Genomic DNA, 17,682 nt, shown 5'->3' on the forward strand with positions numbered 1-17,682 from the left:
GGGGAAACTCCCAGCTCAGGCGCCCTTCATTGCCCGCAATCAAGCAGTAAGGCAAAATACTCGCTTACTCCCAGTTCGCCCCACTGTCGCCCACGCCCTGACCAGCTGGTCCGGAATATATCCGGACCAGCCTGCACCTCGGCATCCGCGTCGCCTCCCAGTGGTTCATCGAAAGCTCGATCATCTGGTTGGCGCGGTCACGTGTTCCAGCCAAGAACTTCGCGTAATAGCGGAAGAGCACCTGGATGCTCTGTCCTGCCCTTCGCGCGCACTCGGCAGGGTCTACACCGGAGGCCAGCCAGAACGAGATGCCGGCGTGGCGTAGGTCATAGGGCCGCTTCGCGAGGTTCGACGCGTGTTCGTCCACCGTGAGGACGGCTTCTCTGGGACGGTTCCACGTGATGTTGTAGGCGGAAGTGTCGATGTAGTTGCCTGCCGCGTTCTGAAAAATCCGACCGCCGGGCGCCACACCGAAGCAGGCAGTGTGATCGCGGAGCATCCTGACAAGGATGGGCGGGATAGGGACAGGGCGGGTGGCCCTTGCCGCACAACGCTTCAATGAGCTTCTTCGAGTTGGCCACCGATCGGGTGATTGTGACTGATCGCTTCGCTTGGCGAGTGAGCGCGTGAGTTGGCGACTGGAGCATCCGGCGTCGACGGCTTGGTGAGCCGGGGCAAGAGTCACACTCGATTTGGCCGGACTGAACGCAAAACACGGCGGGCAGGGCCGGTGAGCGACGATCAAGCTGTCAGTGTCTGACTCTAGGGTCAGCCCTATGACAGCAGACCTGGTCCAGGACTCATGGAACCGTATCGACGCGTGGCTGCGCGAGCACGCGCCTCGCACTTTCGCCACGCTTCAGCCGCCTGCGGGAGATGAGGAGATTGTGGCAGCACAAGAGGAACTGGGTGTCACCTTTCCTCCGGACCTGGTTGCTTCACTGCTCCGGCACAACGGGGCGGTGGACGGGGCGGAGGCATTCCGGTTCAGCACGAACGACCGGCTGCTCGGAGTGAGTGGGATCCTCGGGGATACCGGGTTCATGCGCGGCGTCGCCCAAGACCTTGACGAGGAGGAAGCCGAGCACTATTGGCATCACGGCTACGTGAAGTTCGGTTCCTATGGGGCGACTTCAGACGGTCTCGTGATCGATTGTCGCACTGGGCGGGACTCTTTCGGTGCGATCGGACGGTTCTTCGACGAGACCGGCACCAGTTTCGGGCAGGCCGACTCGCTGGGTGGGTATCTGGCAGAACTGGCTGGCCAGCTTGAGCGCGGGCAGGATGGTGGTGTCGTGACGTTCAACGGTCGGCTGTTCTGGGAGTCGGCTATGTCTGCCCGCCCGGAGTGGGGCAGTGCCGACGATCCCCTTCCCGCACCAGATAAGCGGCTACCGGAGCTGAACCTTTCCTGCAGTCCCACCGACCTCCTCCACGCGAGCTACCTGGACGGATTTGAGGAACTCGGTGCACTGCTCGCGGTCCTGCCACGTGAGCAGGTGGCTGAGGCTGCGCGGAAGCAGCTGCGCAGACTGGCGGTCGAAACGGGCCTGAACAAGTACCCGGAGGTCAAGTCAGCCCTGGACGCGTTGGAGCGGGGTGAAGCCCCACCACGGCTGAACCAGACCGACCCGCTGGCCTTGCGACTACGCGCGGTGCTTGTGCAGGCGAACACCCACCGAGACGTCACTCGCAGGTGGGCCGCGGAGAAGATGGCACACGGGATCTGGGGGTCCCCCTACAGGTCCGTGTACGAGAGCGCGGGGATCCGGAGTCGCCTCACTGTCGACTGGCGTGCGGATCTGCATGCGGACCTGGGCAATCCGCCACTGCCACCGATACCTGACGACCGATTCTGGGGGACCCTGCGCAACCCCGCCATCGACTCCAGCTGGTACGCAGCTCAGTACACCCTAGATCAGGACTGACCCCAGGGGCTCCGGTTCCGCGTGAGCGCTTCATGTGGCGGATATCGCCAGATGAAGCGCTCAGTCACAGCGATGGATCGTGAAGCGCAACGAGCGAGGCCCCCGGGCCGTTGAGCGAGATGTCTGACGTCTCAATCACGTTGCTCGGAGGACTCGTTGGTCGTCCATCCTGCCGCACTCGACCTGCCGCATGCACACGTGGAGTGGGTCACCATGCTGATCGTCACCCGTGAGGGCAATCGCCGCTGCAAGCTCCGTCCGTCTCAACGCGCGATGGTGGCTGGTGTACCTGCGCGAGCACACCACTCTGGCGAAGATCGCCGCCGGTTTCGGGATCAGCGAGTCCACCGCCCACGCCTACACCAACGCGGTCGTCGATCTGCTCGCCGACCAGGCGCCGGGCCTGCTGAAGACGCTGCGCGAGCACGAACCGGACTTCGTCCTGCGGGACGGCACCCTCGTCGAGTGCGACCGGGTCGGTGACGGCCGGGCCGACTACTGCGCCAAGCACCGGCGGCACGGCGTAAACGTGCAGGTCGTCACCGACCCGGGCGGCCGGCTGCTGTGGCTCTCGCCCGCCCTGCCGGGCCGCGCCCACGACCTGACCGCCGCTCGCACCCACCGGATCATCTGGATTTGTGAGCGCCAGGGCGTTGCCATCGTGGCCGATCTCGCTTACCAAGGTGCTGGCCCATGGCTGACCACCGGCATCAAACGCAGACCCCTGCAGGAACTCACCCCCACCGAGAAGAGCCTCAATCAAGCACTGGCCGCAGCACGAGCACCCGTCGAACGCGGCGTCGCGAGGCTGAAGTCCTGGCGAATCTTCCGCAGGTCCCGATGCAGCCCCAACCGCATGACGTCAATCGCCAAGGCCATCCTCACACTGGAGCGGCAACGCTGAAGCAGCTCAGTCAACGCTGGGATGACACCGGCCGAATCACCGCACAGACAGTTATTTCCGCCGCCGATGACCTCATCCAACACCGCACCTACGCCTACCTGCCCGACGGCTACGTCACTCAGATTCGCGAACTGACGTCCGGTACTCGCCACTTCACCCTGGACCCGGTCGGCCGGGTCACGGGTGTACAAGCGCACGGCTGGACCGAGCGCTACGCCTACGACGCGGCCGGGATCCAAACCCACGCCTCGGCGCCAGGCCAGGAAGCCTCTAGCGAGAGGGAGTTCACCGGAACCCTGGTCCGCAAGGCGGGCCGCACCGTGTACGAACACGACGCCGCGGGCCGCCTGATCCGTAAGACCCGCAAGCTGCTCAACGATCAGACCCGGACGTGGGCCTACGCGTGGAGTGCCGAGGACAAGCTCACGCGGGTCGTGACGCCGGACGGCGAGACGTGGACGTACTCCTATGACCCCCTGGGCCGCCGCATCGGCAAGACCGACCCGAAGGGCGCGACTCTCACCCTCACCTGGGATACGACCCGCCTCGCGGAACAGACCGCCCGGGACGGTGCGACCTGTACCTGGGACCACGCCCCGGAGACTCACCGCCCCCTGACCCAGACGGTCGGCGAAGTGGGAACTTCACGCTTCCGTGTCGTGGTCACGGATGCCACGGGGAAGCCCACCGAACTGCTCACCCCGGACGGCGAGGTGACGTGGCAGCACCGGACCACCCTCTGGGGGACCCCTGTCCCCGCCCCTCCGACGTGGAGACCTGCCCCCTCCGCTTCCCGGGCCAGTACGCCGACCCCGAGAGCGGCCTTCACTCCAACTACTTCAGGTACTACGACCCGGAAACGGCTCGATTCCTCACCCCAGACCCGTTCGGTCTCACCCCTTCGGACATCCACCATGCGTACCCTCGAAACCCGATCCGGCTGACCGACCCGCTCGGACTGGCTCCCTACGACCTCGAACCCGAGTCGGAGAAGATCGCGGACCACGCCAACGGTGAAGCGCTCCGCCCCGACGGTAACGGAACGCACTACGTGCGAGGAGTCGACCTCAAGGCCGGCCGATGTGCTGGTGGTCTCGGTCGATGTCTCCGATGCCGTCGTGACGGTCCGCGCCCGCACGAGATCCGGTACTCCAGCGGGTTGTACGGGATGCGGCCAGCTCAGCGCGTGGTGTCACAGCCGTTATGTACGGCGCCTCGCCGACGTCACTCTCGGAGGCCGGCCTCTGCGTATTAAGTTGTCCGTACGCCGCCTGTACTGCGAGAACCCGGCCTGCCCGAAGGTGACCTTCGCCGAGCAAGTGCCGGGGCTGACCGTGCGCTACCAGCGGCGCACCCCACAGTTGCAGCGCCTGGTAGAGGCCATCGGTGTGGTGCTGGCCGGCCGGGGCGGTGCCCGCATGTTGCGGATCCTGAACGTCACGCTCTCGCGATGCACCGTTCTGGCCCAGCTGATGCGGGTGCCGCTTCCGCCACTGGAGACACCCCGGGTGCTGGGGGTGGATGACTTCGCGCTCTACGGCGATACCTACGGCACCCTCCTGGTCGACGCCACCACCCGGCTCCCGCTCACACTCTGGGAAGGGCGCGACGCGGAACAGCTCAGCTACTGGCTCCGCGAGCACCCAGGTGTCGAGGTCGCCTGCCGCGACGGCTCCCTCACCTACCGGCAGGGCATCACTGCTGGCGCACCCGACGCCGTGCAGGTCAGCGACCGTTTCCACCTCTGGCAGGGCCTCTCTCGCCGCGTTCAGGACATCGCCTCCGCCCACCGCGGTTGCCTGCCCGCAGCACTGCCCCCGGCCAGTGCGACCGATCCCGAACCGATCGAGGAGACTGCCGAGAACACCGCGGCGGACACCCGGGCCGGGCGGCATGCCCGAAGGCTGTTCGAGGCCGTGCACGCCTTGACCCGCACCGGCCGGAGCCACAGCTCCGTGGCCCGGGAGCTCGGCCTGGACCGCCGCACCGTACGCAAGTACGCCCGCGCCCGCACCTGGCAGGAAGTGATGCGCCGCCCGCCCCGCAAGCCCTCCACCCTGGACCCCTACCTCAACTACCTGCAACAACGCTGGGACGAGGGACAGCACAGCGCGAAGATCCTGCACGAGGAACTCCAGGGCAAGGGCTACCCCGGCCACTACCAGCGGGTGAAAATGGCCGTCGCACCCCTGCGGCGGGGGCTGCCCCTGGATGAGCCACGCGCGCGACCGCCCTCCCCGCGCGAGGCCGCCCGCTGGATCACCACCCATCCGGGCCGCCGCAGCCCACACATCAACGACTGCCTGCCCCGGCTCCTCAACCAGTGCCCTGAACTCAGGCACACCCACGACCTGGTCCTCCGATTCGCCGCCATGCTCGACAACCGTGACGCCACATCGTTGCCAAGGTGGCTGAACGACCTCGCAGACAGCGGACTGGCCCCTCTCGCCGGCCTCGCCGGAGCCCTGCGCGAAGACCGGCATGCCGTCGCCCAGGGCATCGCCACCCCTTACAACTCCGGGGTCAACGAAGGCCGCATCACCGATGTCAAGCTGCAGAAACGCCTGATGGCCGGCCGCGCCAGCGTCCCGCTTCTCCGTCACCGCGTCGTCCTGATCGCCCACCTCCGCCGCCACTATGCGGACCGGCCGACCATGTCACCGGGATGATCTCCGGCTACGAAAATCTTGCCAGAGCCAGCTTAGGTCGTACGCCGACACTCAGGGCCGCGTGGCGCGAACATCGAGGCGACTGGGCAGCCTCCTCGACACCATCGAACCCGTGAAGTTTCGGCAGCACCTGGCACGGGTTCGCCGGAACATGTGCGCTTTGCCGAAGGACTCGTTCGAGGCGATGGCGACGCTGTTCTTCTTCTCGCGCTCGGTCAGCACCCAGAACAGCAGTTCGGCGCCGTGGCGGTCGAACTCCATATGTTGGGTCGGGGACGGGACGCCGTGCGCCCTTTCCGGTGTCGATTTTCCCATCCCCGCCCGCCGAACCGGACGTGCCCGTTGGCGGAGCATCCGGCTCTCCACGTGATCCGATGAATCAGGCGAGGTATTTGCTTCCTTTGGACGCCCACCACGCCTGTCGTCATTCGGTGAACGGGGCCGGCCCGGCCGCTGTGTGGGTCGGGATTGCGTTCGACATCCTAGTGATTTAGTTTGCTAGCATGCTTGCCGTGGGCGACGAGGATGTGAAGCAGTTCAACGTGTACCTGCCGATCGGACTGATCAAGCAGGTCAAGCACCGTGCCATCGAGAAGGAGCTGTCACTGTCGGCGCTGGTTGCCGAGGCGCTGCGTGCCTACCTCGACGACACCCAGGAAGAACGAGAGCGATCGGATGAGGAGGAGGTCTGAGATGACGACCGAAGGCATCGAGGCCGTGTTCATGGAGACCCACAACTGGGGCAAGGCGGCGCGGTTCTTCCAGGCGCTGGGCTATGAGCTGGAGTTCGAGACGGACCACAGCTCCGGCCAGTTGCGCAATGGCGATGGCCCCTCGCTGTTCATCGCCGAGGTGCCCGCAGATCGGCAGCCGCAGATGCAGCTGGTGCTGAAGGTGGCCGACGCGGACGCGTTTCGCCCTGACTCTGCCGTCGAGGTGGTCACTCCGTTCGAGGACACGCACTTCGGGACCCGGTTGATGACCGTGCGCGACCCGGACGGGCGGCTGTGGAGCCTTCAGGCCCCCAAGGACCAGCCGGGGAAGAAGGAAGCGCATGAGTGACGAACCGGCCTCACCGAAGAGCTCGGGAGCAGCGATGGTGAGTGACGCGACGGCGCCGGGCCGCGTCTTAGCGGCGCCCAGCCCTCCACGGCGCGGGCTCGGCATGCTCGTGGTGATGATCGGTGTGCTCATCTCGGCGGTCGATAGCACGATCGTGGTCCTCGCACTGCCCGCCATCCAAGAGGATCTGAACGTCTCGCTGGCCTCGGTCACATGGGTGGTCGTGAGCTACCTCCTGGTCGTCACCGTGCTGGCCACTCAGCTGGGCCGGCTCGGGGACATGTTCGGCCGGGTGCGCATGTACGAGGCGGGGTTCGTCATCTTCGTGCTCGGTTCGGTGCTGTGCGCGCTGGCCTGGAACGCGCCTGCCATCATCGGATTCCGCGTCGTCCAGGGGCTCGGCGCCGCGCTGATCGCCGCCAACAGCGGCGCGATCATCTCCGAGCTCTACCCGCCAGAGGAACGCGGCCGCGCCTACGGCTTCAACGCCCTCGGCTTCTCGCTGGGCTCCGTGCTCGGCGTCCTGCTCGGCGGCGTCATCGTGACCTACGTCTCCTGGCGCTGGATCTTCTGGATCAACCTGCCGATCGGACTGACCGCGCTGGTCCTGGCCGCGCGGGTGCTGCAAGACCACAGCAAGCAGATCCGCCGCCGGTTCGACCCCCTGGGCATGATCACCCTGGGGCTAGGCCTGTTCGGCGTGCTGTGGGCAATGACCGGCCTGGCCGCCGAGCCTCTGAACGCAACTCACCTGGCTTACCTGGCCGGGGGCCTGGTGCTGCTGGTGGCGTTCGTGTTCATCGAGCTGCGGCACAAGGAACCGACCCTGGACCTGTCGCTGTTCCGCATTCCGAAGGTGTCGCCCTCACTGCTGGCCTCACTCTTGCAGGGCCTGGGGAGCTTCGCAGTGCTCTTCCTGGTGATCATGTATTTGCAGGGGCCACGGGGGCTGAGCCCGATCACCGCGTCCATGCTGATGGTCCCGGGCTACGTGCTCGGCGCGGCCGTGGGCCCGTACGCGGGGCGCGTCGCTGACCGGCTGGGGCCAGTGATTCCGGCGACCGCCGGGCTGGGCATCTCGGTCATTGCGCTCGTCATCTTCGCCCAGATGACCACGACCAGCTCGCTCTGGCTGCCCGCGATCGGCAACGCGGTAATCATGATCGGTGGCGGCTTCTTCTATGCGGCCAACAGCTCCGCGGTGATGAAGGCGGCCCCGCCTGAGCGCTTAGGGATCGCTTCCGGCGTGCTCAGGACGTCCGCCAGTATCGGCATGGTGTTCTCCTTCACCACCGCCATCCTGGTCGCAGCACACTCCATCCCCCGCAGCACGGCCTTCGCCATCTTCGTCGGCACCACCAGCCTGCACGGGCGGGACGCCGCCGCCTTCACCAACGGTTTGAGCGCGGCCTTCTACGCCATGACGGGCATCATGGCCCTCGCCGCGCTCCTGTCCGCCATCCGCGGCCGGGTTGACACACGCCTGGCAGGTGCCGCCCCGGCCACCACAGCCCGGCACTAACTCATCCCGTCGCCGGGGCGGCGGCATCTGTCGCCCCGCGCGGGCGCGGCACAGAAGCTGACAGGCCGAGGTCGAGCCGCTTGTCCATGTCGAGCTGGAAGGTGCCGTAGATTTACGGCCGATTCGAGCTGGACATGAACAGCCGCCTCGACCTGGACCCGACCGCCCGGGCAGTTGCAGTGCCTGGCCCGCGCACCCCACAGGGTGAAACCGCGGCTCCCCTGTGATCCTGGCTGGGCGTACGGTCGAGGCACGGTCGGCAACCGCGTGATGAAGCACGTTCGCTGAGCTCACTCAGATCGTCGACGCCCGGCGATCGCTGACCTGGGCTGCGAGCCCGACCACGTGACGGCGCACCTGCGCTACTCGCCGGACGCCGCTGACCACGCACCGAGGCACCCAGGGCATCCTGCCGCTCCCGTCCGACCACGACGAGCGGCGCAGGTGATTCCTATTCTTCTCCGTCGCATGTGGACTTTTCGAAGAGCGTGAATGACTTGGGCGTGCCGCCCGGCTGCGGCTTGCCCGTTTTACGTCCGACAACCTGATAGCCGGCGTTGAGGTAGTACGCGTGCAGGGGTGTGCTGTCGGCCAGGCAGTCCAGACGTACCAACGGTCGGCCCGCCTCAGCCACGCGGCGCTCCGCGACTCGCAGGAGCTGCCGCCCCGTCCCGGGCAGGACACTGCTGCGGTCCACCATCAGCCGGTGCACATAGCCGGCTGTCGACGGCTGTGGCCCCCATGCCTCCTCGTCCTCCCACCACAGTTCCCAGGCCCCGACCACGCGATCGGCAGCCTCTGCGAGCCATACCTCCCCGTTCTCCATGACCCGGCGGAAGTGATCCACGCCCAGCTCGCCAGGACGCCACTGACCGGTGACGCCTTGGGCAAGCATCCAGCGAGCAGCGTCGTCGCGTAGACGCACGACGGAGGCAAGTTCGGCGTCGTCAGCGAGACGGAAGCGTAGAGCGTTCACGTCGCGATCTTCGCACAGGTGTTCATGCAACCGAGCGTCCGAGCTCGAACTCCAGGTGCAGGTCCTGTTAGCTCTAGCCTCTGGATTGCTCGATGAGCGATTCGACTCCGTCCAGCATCCGTGCGAGTCCGAATTCGAAGAGTGTGTCGAGTTCGAGGTCGAACTCCTCCTGGCCGAAGAGAGTGGACAGGGTCGGATAGGTTCCAGCGGCCTGGATCGTCTCCATCCGCGGTTCGTTGGAGGCCATCCACTCTTCAGGTGTCATGCCGGTCTCCTGCCACGCTTGCGACTCCAGCTCCACGGCCGCCGCGACACCCTGGGCGTAGCCGAGAAGAGCGAGGTGGACGTGGATGATCTGGGTCGGTGTCAGCCCCAGGCCCTTTAGGGCGCTGAGGACCCGCTCGGTGTAGCGCATCGCGTGGGGCGAGGCCATCGGCCGGGTGAGAGCAGACATGGCTCGCGCCAGCCAGGGGTGGCGTTGGTACAGGCCCCACAACCACCATGCTTCCCGTTCCAGTTGCGCTCGCCAGCCGGGCAGTCGCGGCCCCAGCGGTTCGCCGTTGAACACCGACTCTGACATCAGCCGTACGAGTTCGCCCTTGCTCGGGACATGGCGGTAGAGCGCCATGGTTGACACGCCGAAATCGGTCGCAACTCGGCGCATGGAGAGTGCGGCGATCCCTTCGATGTCGGCGAGAGCGATCGCGGCACTGATGATGCGATCCCGGGTGAGTCCATGGTGGGGAGTCCGGGGCCGTTCTCGTCCTGACTCCGCGACCACGGTGCCGACACCGGGCACGGCCCGCACGAGACCCTCCTGGTTCAGAGTGGCGAGCGCTTTCGTTGCGGTCGCCATAGCGACGCCCCACTCCTGGGTGATGCGCCGGGTGGAAGGGACGCGGGCACCGGGCGCAAGCTCCCCCGAAGCGATACGCCGACGGATGTCACCGGCGATACGGAGATAGGGCGGTTCCATAGCCATGACCGAACTGTACTAGTGCCCTCATAGGACACTCAGGCTGGTCAAAGCCGAGGAATGCGGGGTGCACTAGGTATCTGCTTGCGGTGTACGCGGTCCTCTCGGTTCCCTGCCGTTCATGGAGAACACACCCGGCCCCCGCGCGGGGCGCAAGGAATGGACCGCCCTCGGCGTCCTGATGCTGCCCCTGGCACTCGTCTCGATGGACGTCTCGGTCCTGTACTTCGCGATTCCCTACATCAGTCAGGACCTGAAACCCAGCGCCACGCAGCAGTTGTGGATCCTCGACATGTACGGCTTCGTCCTCGCCGGGCTACTCGTCCCGATGGGTGCGCTCGGGGACCGGATCGGCCGACGCACGCTGGTGCTCGGGGGAGCGGCCCTCTTCGGAGCGGCCTCGGTCGCCGCCGCGTACGCACATACGGCTGAACTGCTCATCGCCATACGCGCGCTGCTGGGTCTCGGTGGCGCTGCCTTGATGCCCTCGACTCTCGGCCTGATTCGCAACCTCTTCCACGATGACAAACAGCGCGGCAAGGCGGTGACCCTGTGGACCGCTGTCATGACGACGGGCATTTCGCTGGGGCCCGTGGTCAGCGGCCTGCTGCTGGAGCACTTCTGGTGGGGTGCGGTCTTCCTGATCAACCTGCCCGCGATGCTGCTGCTGCTCGTGCTGGTGCCGTTCCTGGTGCCTGAGTTCAAGTCAGCGAAGCGCGAGCGCTTCGACCTGCTGAGCGCGGTGCTGTCACTCGGTGCTGTGCTCCTGGTCATCTACGGAATCAAGGAATGGGCCCGGCACGGGTACGAGCCGCTGCCCGCCCTCGCCATCAGCGCGGGGCTCGTGCTCGGCTTCGTCTTCGTACGCCGACAAAAGCACCTCGCGCATCCGATGATCGACCTCGGCCTGCTTGGCCGGCGCGCCTTCGGCGGACCGGTGTTCGCCAATCTCCTCGCGATGTTCGCCACGGTCGGGATGGCTGTCTTCCTCACCCAGTATCTGCAGTCCGTCCTCGGCCTGAGCCCCTTCAACGCCGCGCTGTGGAGCCTGGTACCGGCCGCCGGAGTGGCCATCATGGCCCCGGCCGGAGCTGCGCTCGCACAGCGCATGGACCGTGCGTACGTCATGGGCGGCGGCTTCCTCCTCTCTGCTTGCGGGTTTCTTTGGCTGGCCCAGGTACGAACCGACTCGGCACTCTGGTTCACCCTCGCCGGCGCCTCCCTGTACGCGGGCGGCCTGGTCGCCGCCATGACTCTCGCCAACGAACTCGCCCTCGGCGCGGCCCCGCCGGAGCGTGCAGGATCAGCCGCGGCCGTGCTGGAGTCAGGTCAGGAGTTCGGCGGAGCGTTGGGCATGGCGATCCTCGGATCCATCGGGGCAGCGGCGTACAGCCGGGACATGGCCGGCGCGCTGCCCTCTGGAGCACTGCAGGCCGGAGCCGCGCGCGAAACGCTGGGCGGCGCCACGGCCGCCGCGGCCCAGCTACCGAACGGGACCGCGGATGCCGTACTGGCGGCCGCACGAGACGCCTTCACACACGGGATGAGCATCGCGGCCGCCGGCGCGGCCGTCGTCATGGCCAGTGCCAGTCTCTTCTCGTTCACATGGCTGAGGGGTGCAGGCAAGACGAGGCGACCGACGGAATCATCTGCCGGCCCGCGGCCCACAACACTCGTGTAGTGATGGCCAGTAGTCCCGGTTCGGACACCAGGAAGCAGGCGACCAGAGCCCTCAGCTCCCGGAGTCACCTCCGGTGGCGGGCCTCAGACGCCCCGCCTATCGATCACGGGGCTGGCCTGGTCGAACAGGGTTCCTGATCGGGTGATCACGTGAGAACCGGCGCATGGGGGCAGGGCCTCTTGGTAGTTCGGGGGTGCGAACCAAACCGAGCACCAGGAGGCCCTGTTGCCGCAGTCTTTCGCGCTCGCGTGCGTGGAGTCCAACGCGCCGTCTCTGTCGTGTGACTGCCTCGCGCACAGGTTCGGCAACGCGGCAGACCGGCCGGACCGCGCCCGGTGCTATGTCTGGGACATGACGGAGGCGGAGTGGCAGGTCATCCGGGCCGTGCTGCCGGTTCCGGCTTGGCTGGAGGGGCGGGTGGGCAGCCGGAGGGCTACGACGCGGTCCGCTATGTGGCCGACAACGGAGTCAAGTGGGCCAACCTGCCCGCAGACTTCCCGCCGTATCGGCGCGTGCATGCTTTCGCCCGCCGCTGGCAGGTGACGGGTCTGCTCGCCGAGCTCCACGACCGGCTGCGCGACCTCGTCCGGGAGAAGGAGGGCCGCTTGCCGGATCCGACAGCCGCGATCGTGGACTCGCAGTCGGTGCGGGCAGCGGCGAACATCCCGCGCTCGACCTCCGGCTGGGATGACGGCAAGAAGGTGGGCGGCCGCAAGCGGCACCTGGTGGTGGACTGCCTTGGCCTGGTCCTGGCCGTGTGCGTGACCGCGGCGAGTGTGCAGGAACGCGACGCCGCCGTTCCGCTGCTCGAGCGGCTGCGGGATCTGTACTTCTCCATCCGCCTGGTGTGGGCGGACGGCGCCTATGCCGGCAGCCTGGTCGACTGGGCCCGCGAAAAGCTCCGGCCCACCCTTCAGATCGTCAGACGCACCGACGACACGGCGGGGTTCGTGGTGCTGCCGCACAGGTGGGTGGTGGAAAGAACGCTGAGCTGGCTGATGCGCTCGCGCCGCCTGGTGCGTGACTACGAGACGCTGCCCGCCATGCACGAGGCGATGGTGCTGTGGTCAATGACCATGCTCATGAGTAGCCGCCTGGCCGGACGCCGCCCCGGTGCCTTCAGCCGGCCGGCACCGCGAGCGCAGTGAACACTCCCGGCCGCGCCTGGAGGGCCCACCCCCGCTCCACCAGACGTTTCGCCTTCGACCGCAGCCCCTCGACCTTCGCCGGGACCGCCTCCATCCCCAGGGCTACGGCCAGTTGCTGGCAGCGCATGCCCTCCCGGCCCGCTTCCGACTCCAGCACCGACAAAATCCGCTGGTAGTCCGCCGTGAGGACCGACACCGCCATGCCCTCGGCCCGCTGCGGCACCAGTGACCGCGCCACCGCGCTCTGCGTCGGCTACGCGACCGCGGAATGCGGCCCGGCCAGCACCTCGGCCACCGTTGCACGAGCATCCACCAGCCGCTGAAGCGCGCGTTCTGCGTCGTCGAGCGCGCTTCGGCGCGAGCCGTTTGTACTTCCGGCGGATCCAGCGCACCAGGTAGGCGTTGATGCGCATGAGAAAGGGGCTCAGCTCCCATGGCCTGTACCGGCCGTAGTAGTTGATCCAGCCCGCCACGACAGGGTTGATCCTGCGTGCGAGCTCTTGGAAGGACAGATCCGAGCGGGTATGCAGGCGCCAGGAACGCACCTCCCGCCCCATCTTCTTCAGGGCGTCCTTGCTGACTGCCGGGTCGACGGCGACGAAACGGTTGCCGTGTCGACTCTGGTTCAGTCTGGCGCGGAACGTGTATCCGAGGAAGGTGAACGCCGTGTGCTCGTAGGAGCCGCGACGGTTAGCGTCCTGGCAGTACACGATCCGGGTCTTGGCCGGGTGCAGTTGCAGCCCGACCTCGGCCATCCTGTCCGTGAGCGCCGCCAGCACATAGCGGGCCTGTCGCTCGGAGACGCAGTGCAGCACCGGGTGAGTCGGCGGCGGGAATCACACCCGCCGCCGCTCTCAGAACCGTGCGGGAGCCTCTCGGCTCACACGGCTCCCATTGCCCAGCCATCAGGCTTGAGGCCGAACCGCCAGCAGGGTCATTGCGTGATCGAGATCTGTCTGGGTTCGTCACGTGAGACCGAGGGCTCGTAGGGGCCGGTGGTAGTCGCGGCCGGTATGGCGGAGGGCGGCGGCGATGTTGGTCTGGCCGTCCTGGCGGAAGACGCTGATGGCGAGGTTGCGCAGGGAGACCATGACGCGGGGCAGGGTGCCGGTGCGGACCTTGGAGTCGTCCTCGCGGAACGTGCGGTCCCGCACGTGGTGCAGGAGGTTCTCGATACCCCAGTGGCCTCTGATCCAGGTGGCGAGCTCGGTGCAGGTGACGTCGAAGACGCTCAGGCTGGTGATCAGGTAGACGCGCTCGATGGTCAGCTTCCCGGTGCTCAAGTCGCGTCGCCACCGTACGACTTGGATCGCCTGGCGGGCGCCGGGGTAGTCGAGGTGGCTGAACGCGGCGACCTTGAGCCGGCGGATTTCGTCGCGGTGGTGGGCGTGGTCGCGAGTGCGGTGCCCGAGCGGGATGCCCCGCCAGGGCAGCTTCCTGACCTGGGCGTACAGGCCCGGATGGTTTTTCTTCACGACGGCCACGTAGTGCGCGCCGCGACTGGTCAGATAGGCCCCGTGGTCGTGCTGGGTGTGAAGGGCGTCGGCGGTCACCACCGTGTTCTCCAGCTCGAGACCGTCCAGCAACGGCGCGAAGGAGGGGATCTCGTTGCTCTTGGAAGCGACCTGCCGCTGGGCCAGGACCACGCCGTGGTGGTCCATCGCCGCCAGCAGCTGGATCGCCGCGGCCGTTGCGGTTCGCGATCCGCGGACCACCTTGCCGTCGACCGCGATCACTTGTCGCACCGGCCTTTTCTCCGCCTCCGGCTCGACCGGGGGCGGCGTTCTGGCCTGCAGATACGCGCTGATCGCCGCGTCCAGCGCGTCACCGTCCACGCGCTGCAGCAGGCGGCGCACGGTTGCGGCGTGCGGCACCGGCCGCAGACCGGTAAGTGGATCGGCAGCGAAGCCGAGGACGCCCAGCACATGCTGCGGGGCATCCGTGATCCACTCGCTGATCGCGATGAGCGAGCGAGCCCCGGTCAGCACCGCCGAGACGGCTGCGCACAGCAACGCGAGGGCCGGATACCGCAGTCCTCGCGCATCGCGGGGATCAGCAACCAGGATCAGGAAACGCCGCAGGTCAGCGACATCGCTTGAGGTGAGGGGATCTGTCGGGGAGCCCAGTTGCTCCAGTGCGGAAGGGATGGGCGATGATGTTCGGGCAGGCACGGTCTCGCTCGGTTCTCATGGGTCTCGACAACCACATGATCACCAGCACCGTGCCTGCTCTGCTCTCCCGGGCCCCTTGCTGCACAACGGACATGACGCCACGTCACTCATGAGACCGGCGAACTGGACCAATTCCAATCACGCAATGCCCCTGGAACCGCCAGTGGGCGAACATGTTGGGATATCGACGGGCTGCGCCCGCCAGTAGTTCTCCCGCTCGTTTCTCCCGACGGCGCAGTCGTTTGTACTTCTGGCAAGCCCAGCCCACCAACATTCTGTTGATGCGCCGAAGGAGGGGATACAACATCGACTTGTAGAATCGCCCGTAATAGTTGATCCACCCCTGCACGATGCTGTTGAACATCCGCGCAAGGTCCATCAGCGACTTGTCACTGCGTTGGGCGATGTGCCAGGAACGCATCACCTTGCCCATCGCCTTGATCGCCTCCTTACTAACCGCCGGCAGGAAGCTCACAAAGTGCTTCCCATACCGGTTCTTGGCCAGCCTGGGCCGGAACGTGTATCCAAGGAACGTGAACGCCGTGTGCTCATACGAGCCCCGCCGGTCAGCGTCCTTGCAATAGACGATGCGCGTCTTGTCCGGATGCAACTCCAGACCGACCTGCGCCAATCGCTGCGCGAGAGCATCCCGCACGCGGCGAGCCTGCCCCTCGCTGCCGCAGTGAATCACCGCATCATCGCAGTACCGTTCGAAGGTGACCTGCGGGAACTCCCGAGCCAGCCACAAATCGAACGCATAGTGCAGATACAGATTCGCCAACACAGGCGAAACCGCCGACCCCTGGGGAGTCCCGCGATCCCGTTGCTGCACCGATCCGTCCGCCTTCGCCAACGGCGCGACCAGCCACCGCTTGACGTAGAGCAGGACCCATTTCCCGTCCTCGTCGATATGCCGCTCGACCGCCTTGAGCATCAGCTCATGGTCCACGCTGTCGAAGAACGCCCGGATGTCGAGATCGACCACCCAGTCACTCCGCCAACAACGCTTTCGGCACTGCTCCACCGCGTCCAACGCCGACCGCCTGGGCCGGTAGCCATAGGAGTCCGGATGGAACACAGGCTCCACCCGACGCTCCAGGTACATCGCGGCCACCGTCTGGGCAATTCGGTCGTCCACGGTGGGCACTCCGAGCACGCGGATACCTTTCCCGCCTGCCTTGGGGATTTCCACGGCCTTCACCGCGGGAGGGAAATACGAACCGGACGACATCCGATTCCACAGCTTGAACAGATTCTTCGAAAGCTTCTGCTCGTACTGCTCGATCGTTATGCCATCCGCTCCGGGTGCGCCCTTGTTGGCCTTGACTCGCTGAAATGCCTCCCACACCATCAACTTTGAGATGTAAAACGACTTGACCTCGGCCTGCGGCCTTGATCCGTTCACCTGGCTCCTCCCGGGCACTCCGGTTGACCACCAAACAAGATCTGGACAACTCGCCCCCTTCGCTCCACCTCCGTTACAGAGGCTTCATCACTACTACGAGGCGATCCGTCCCCCTGCCACGCATCGGTACTCTGCCCCTCACAGTTTCAGCTGTTTGGGGTTCTCCCTTGTCGCCTACCGGCCTCAACCTGACCGGTAGCAGCATCGTGGCGAGGGGTTCCCACGTTCCACACCAGTGCCTGAACCGAGCTCGCGCCACCTTTATGCCGGGCACCACCTGGCCAGGAGTACAGGAACCCGCCAGATTCATCCCGGGGCAACAACTGGACCCCGGTTTCGGTAACCGTTCATACGCTTTCGACACTTCATCAGTGGTTCACTCGCGTTCGCCTTCTCGGCTCACACCTGACGCATCTTGTGCGCCTTTTCCGCAGTGCTCATCACCCCGGCTCATTCACCGGAGCAACCTGCGGCGGTTTGGGACCTCCCCCTGCGTGGGCGGTCCCGGAGGGCCCACCTCCATCACCAGTGCAGCATCACGTCGGAAGCTTTCGTCTACACCGAAACCTCCCGTTGTGTTCGTGGCGCACCGTCGTCCGCGTAGCGTTCGAACCAGACGGACGGGAACTCCCGATCCATCCGCATGTCGAATGCGTAGTGCAGGAACAGGTTCGCCAGGACAGGAGAAACCGGGGCACCTTGCGGGGTCCCCCGCTCCCGTTCCAGCAGAGCGCCGTCGGGCATGACGAGCGGGGCAGCGAGCCACCGCCGCACATACAATTTCACCCAAACGGCGTCGGTGTGCGCTTCCACCGCCTTGACCAGCAGGTCCCAGGGCACGCTGTCGAAGAACTTGGCGATGTCGAACTCCACCACCCAGTCCCTCTTCCAGCAGCGTTCCCTGCGTTTTCCTACCGCATCCAAAGCGGACCGTCCGGGCCGTTATCCATAGCTGTTCGGATGGAAAACAGGCTCCACCCTTCGCATCAGATGCCGGGCCGCCACGGTCTGAGCCACCCTGTCGGCGACAGCGGGAATGCCGAGCATTCTTTTTCGCCGCCTCCGTGAGGCTTAGTGGTCGACGCTCGAAGTCCTTCGGGGGTTGACCCGAGAACAGGGTTTGTGGCCAGACCGGTCCGGGTTGTCTTGGTTGTAGAGCGAGGCTGGCACCAGGGTCGGGCCGCTGTCGGCGTACGGACTTAGATCCCCAGTCGCGTACCTTTCTTCGTCCCCACCTGTC

14 protein-coding genes and 5 pseudogenes are annotated in these 17,682 nt (G+C 66.3%); 10 read left to right on the forward strand and 9 right to left on the reverse strand.

All coding sequences use genetic code 11. From position 1 onward, the window contains the following. Positions 1–64 precede the first annotated feature (64 nt). Complete coding sequence (locus ACFU8Q_RS26360; protein WP_384458088.1) at positions 65–499, reverse strand: hypothetical protein; 435 nt, start codon at positions 497–499, stop codon at positions 65–67. Between the two features lie 277 nt (positions 500–776). On the opposite strand from ACFU8Q_RS26360, the gene ACFU8Q_RS26365 reads away from it, so the two are divergent. From ACFU8Q_RS26365 to ACFU8Q_RS26385, 5 genes and pseudogenes are all read left to right on the forward strand, one after another. Next, a complete protein-coding gene (locus tag ACFU8Q_RS26365; RefSeq protein WP_384458090.1) occupies positions 777–1,928 on the forward strand; it encodes an SMI1/KNR4 family protein in 1,152 nt (383 codons plus the stop codon). Between the two features lie 156 nt (positions 1,929–2,084). Beyond that, positions 2,085–2,832 (forward strand): annotated as a pseudogene (locus ACFU8Q_RS26370) (transposase family protein). Beyond that, positions 2,769–3,296 (forward strand): annotated as a pseudogene (locus ACFU8Q_RS26375) (type IV secretion protein Rhs); the annotation flags it as partial. The pseudogenes ACFU8Q_RS26370 and ACFU8Q_RS26375, both read left to right, overlap by 64 nt. A gap of 305 nt (positions 3,297–3,601) precedes the next feature. Next, positions 3,602–3,733: pseudogene (locus ACFU8Q_RS26380) on the forward strand (RHS repeat-associated core domain-containing protein); the annotation flags it as partial. Between the two features lie 187 nt (positions 3,734–3,920). Next, positions 3,921–5,501: an ISL3 family transposase gene (locus tag ACFU8Q_RS26385; protein WP_384458092.1), complete on the forward strand. Its 1,581-nt coding sequence runs from the start codon at positions 3,921–3,923 to the stop codon at positions 5,499–5,501. A gap of 162 nt (positions 5,502–5,663) precedes the next feature. Here ACFU8Q_RS26385 and ACFU8Q_RS26390 read toward each other — a convergent pair. Then, a pseudogene (locus ACFU8Q_RS26390) lies at positions 5,664–5,765 on the reverse strand (AAA family ATPase); the annotation flags it as partial. Between the two features lie 248 nt (positions 5,766–6,013). Between ACFU8Q_RS26390 and ACFU8Q_RS26395 the strand changes: the two are divergent. From ACFU8Q_RS26395 to ACFU8Q_RS26405, 3 genes are read left to right on the forward strand one after another with little or no spacing between them, the layout of a single operon-like run. Beyond that, positions 6,014–6,193: a CopG family transcriptional regulator gene (locus ACFU8Q_RS26395; protein ID WP_384458094.1), complete on the forward strand. Its 180-nt coding sequence runs from the start codon at positions 6,014–6,016 to the stop codon at positions 6,191–6,193. A 1-nt stretch (position 6,194) separates the two neighbouring features. Further along, positions 6,195–6,563: a VOC family protein gene (locus ACFU8Q_RS26400; RefSeq protein ID WP_384458096.1), complete on the forward strand. Its 369-nt coding sequence runs from the start codon at positions 6,195–6,197 to the stop codon at positions 6,561–6,563. After that, entirely contained in the window at positions 6,556–8,085 is a 1,530-nt protein-coding gene (locus ACFU8Q_RS26405; RefSeq protein WP_384458098.1) for an MFS transporter, read from the forward strand. Before ACFU8Q_RS26400 ends, ACFU8Q_RS26405 begins: the two co-directional genes overlap by 8 nt. 451 nt (positions 8,086–8,536) lie before the next feature. Here the strand turns inward: ACFU8Q_RS26405 and ACFU8Q_RS26410 are convergent, their stop codons facing one another. Together ACFU8Q_RS26410 and ACFU8Q_RS26415 are read right to left on the reverse strand one after the other, a co-directional pair. Further along, entirely contained in the window at positions 8,537–9,061 is a 525-nt protein-coding gene (locus tag ACFU8Q_RS26410) for a GNAT family N-acetyltransferase (protein ID WP_384458100.1), read from the reverse strand. Between the two features lie 73 nt (positions 9,062–9,134). Then, complete coding sequence (locus ACFU8Q_RS26415) at positions 9,135–10,043, reverse strand: TetR/AcrR family transcriptional regulator C-terminal domain-containing protein (RefSeq protein ID WP_384458102.1); 909 nt, start codon at positions 10,041–10,043, stop codon at positions 9,135–9,137. A 115-nt stretch (positions 10,044–10,158) separates the two neighbouring features. Here ACFU8Q_RS26415 and ACFU8Q_RS26420 point away from each other — a divergent pair, with 115 nt between their 5' ends. Both ACFU8Q_RS26420 and ACFU8Q_RS26425 read left to right on the forward strand, forming a co-directional pair. Continuing rightward, positions 10,159–11,718, forward strand: a complete 1,560-nt coding sequence (locus ACFU8Q_RS26420) for an MFS transporter (protein WP_384458104.1) — start codon at positions 10,159–10,161, stop codon at positions 11,716–11,718. A gap of 401 nt (positions 11,719–12,119) precedes the next feature. After that, complete coding sequence (locus tag ACFU8Q_RS26425; RefSeq protein WP_384458106.1) at positions 12,120–12,866, forward strand: IS5 family transposase; 747 nt, start codon at positions 12,120–12,122, stop codon at positions 12,864–12,866. On the opposite strand, the gene ACFU8Q_RS26430 is transcribed toward ACFU8Q_RS26425, so the two are convergent. The 5 genes and pseudogenes from ACFU8Q_RS26430 to ACFU8Q_RS26450 all read right to left on the reverse strand — a co-directional run bounded on the left by ACFU8Q_RS26430 (position 12,838) and on the right by ACFU8Q_RS26450 (position 17,366). Further along, positions 12,838–13,104 carry a hypothetical protein gene (locus ACFU8Q_RS26430; protein ID WP_384458114.1) on the reverse strand — a complete coding sequence of 89 codons (267 nt, stop codon included), beginning with the start codon at positions 13,102–13,104 and terminating at the stop codon, positions 12,838–12,840. The two genes, ACFU8Q_RS26425 and ACFU8Q_RS26430, sit on opposite strands and share 29 nt — an antisense overlap. Positions 13,105–13,261: 157 nt before the next feature. Next, positions 13,262–13,621: pseudogene (locus ACFU8Q_RS26435) on the reverse strand (group II intron maturase-specific domain-containing protein); the annotation flags it as partial. Positions 13,622–13,831: 210 nt separating this feature from the next. Then, entirely contained in the window at positions 13,832–15,037 is a 1,206-nt protein-coding gene (locus ACFU8Q_RS26440; RefSeq protein ID WP_384458108.1) for an ISAs1 family transposase, read from the reverse strand. 103 nt (positions 15,038–15,140) lie between these two features. Further along, positions 15,141–16,442, reverse strand: coding sequence for a group II intron reverse transcriptase/maturase (gene ltrA, locus ACFU8Q_RS26445; protein WP_384458110.1), 1,302 nt, complete (start codon positions 16,440–16,442; stop codon positions 15,141–15,143). A 555-nt stretch (positions 16,443–16,997) separates the two neighbouring features. Beyond that, positions 16,998–17,366 carry a reverse transcriptase domain-containing protein gene (locus ACFU8Q_RS26450; protein WP_384458112.1) on the reverse strand — a complete coding sequence of 123 codons (369 nt, stop codon included), beginning with the start codon at positions 17,364–17,366 and terminating at the stop codon, positions 16,998–17,000. Between the last annotated feature and the right edge of the window lie 316 nt (positions 17,367–17,682).

Origin of the sequence: Streptomyces sp. NPDC057543, assembly GCF_042801895.1 — a bacterium.
GTDB lineage: Bacteria > Actinomycetota > Actinomycetes > Streptomycetales > Streptomycetaceae > Streptomyces.

Bases quoted from the DNA above. Each gene is read 5' to 3' on its own strand.
- ACFU8Q_RS26360 (WP_384458088.1), bottom strand. From the start codon at position 499: ATGCTCCGCGATCACACTGCCTGCTTCGGTGTGGCGCCCGGCGGTCGG.
- ACFU8Q_RS26365 (WP_384458090.1), top strand. From the start codon at position 777: ATGACAGCAGACCTGGTCCAGGACTCATGGAACCGTATCGACGCGTGG.
- ACFU8Q_RS26400 (WP_384458096.1), top strand. From the start codon at position 6,195: ATGACGACCGAAGGCATCGAGGCCGTGTTCATGGAGACCCACAACTGG.
- ACFU8Q_RS26405 (WP_384458098.1), top strand. From the start codon at position 6,556: ATGAGTGACGAACCGGCCTCACCGAAGAGCTCGGGAGCAGCGATGGTG.
- ACFU8Q_RS26415 (WP_384458102.1), bottom strand. From the start codon at position 10,043: ATGGCTATGGAACCGCCCTATCTCCGTATCGCCGGTGACATCCGTCGG.
- ACFU8Q_RS26420 (WP_384458104.1), top strand. From the start codon at position 10,159: ATGGAGAACACACCCGGCCCCCGCGCGGGGCGCAAGGAATGGACCGCC.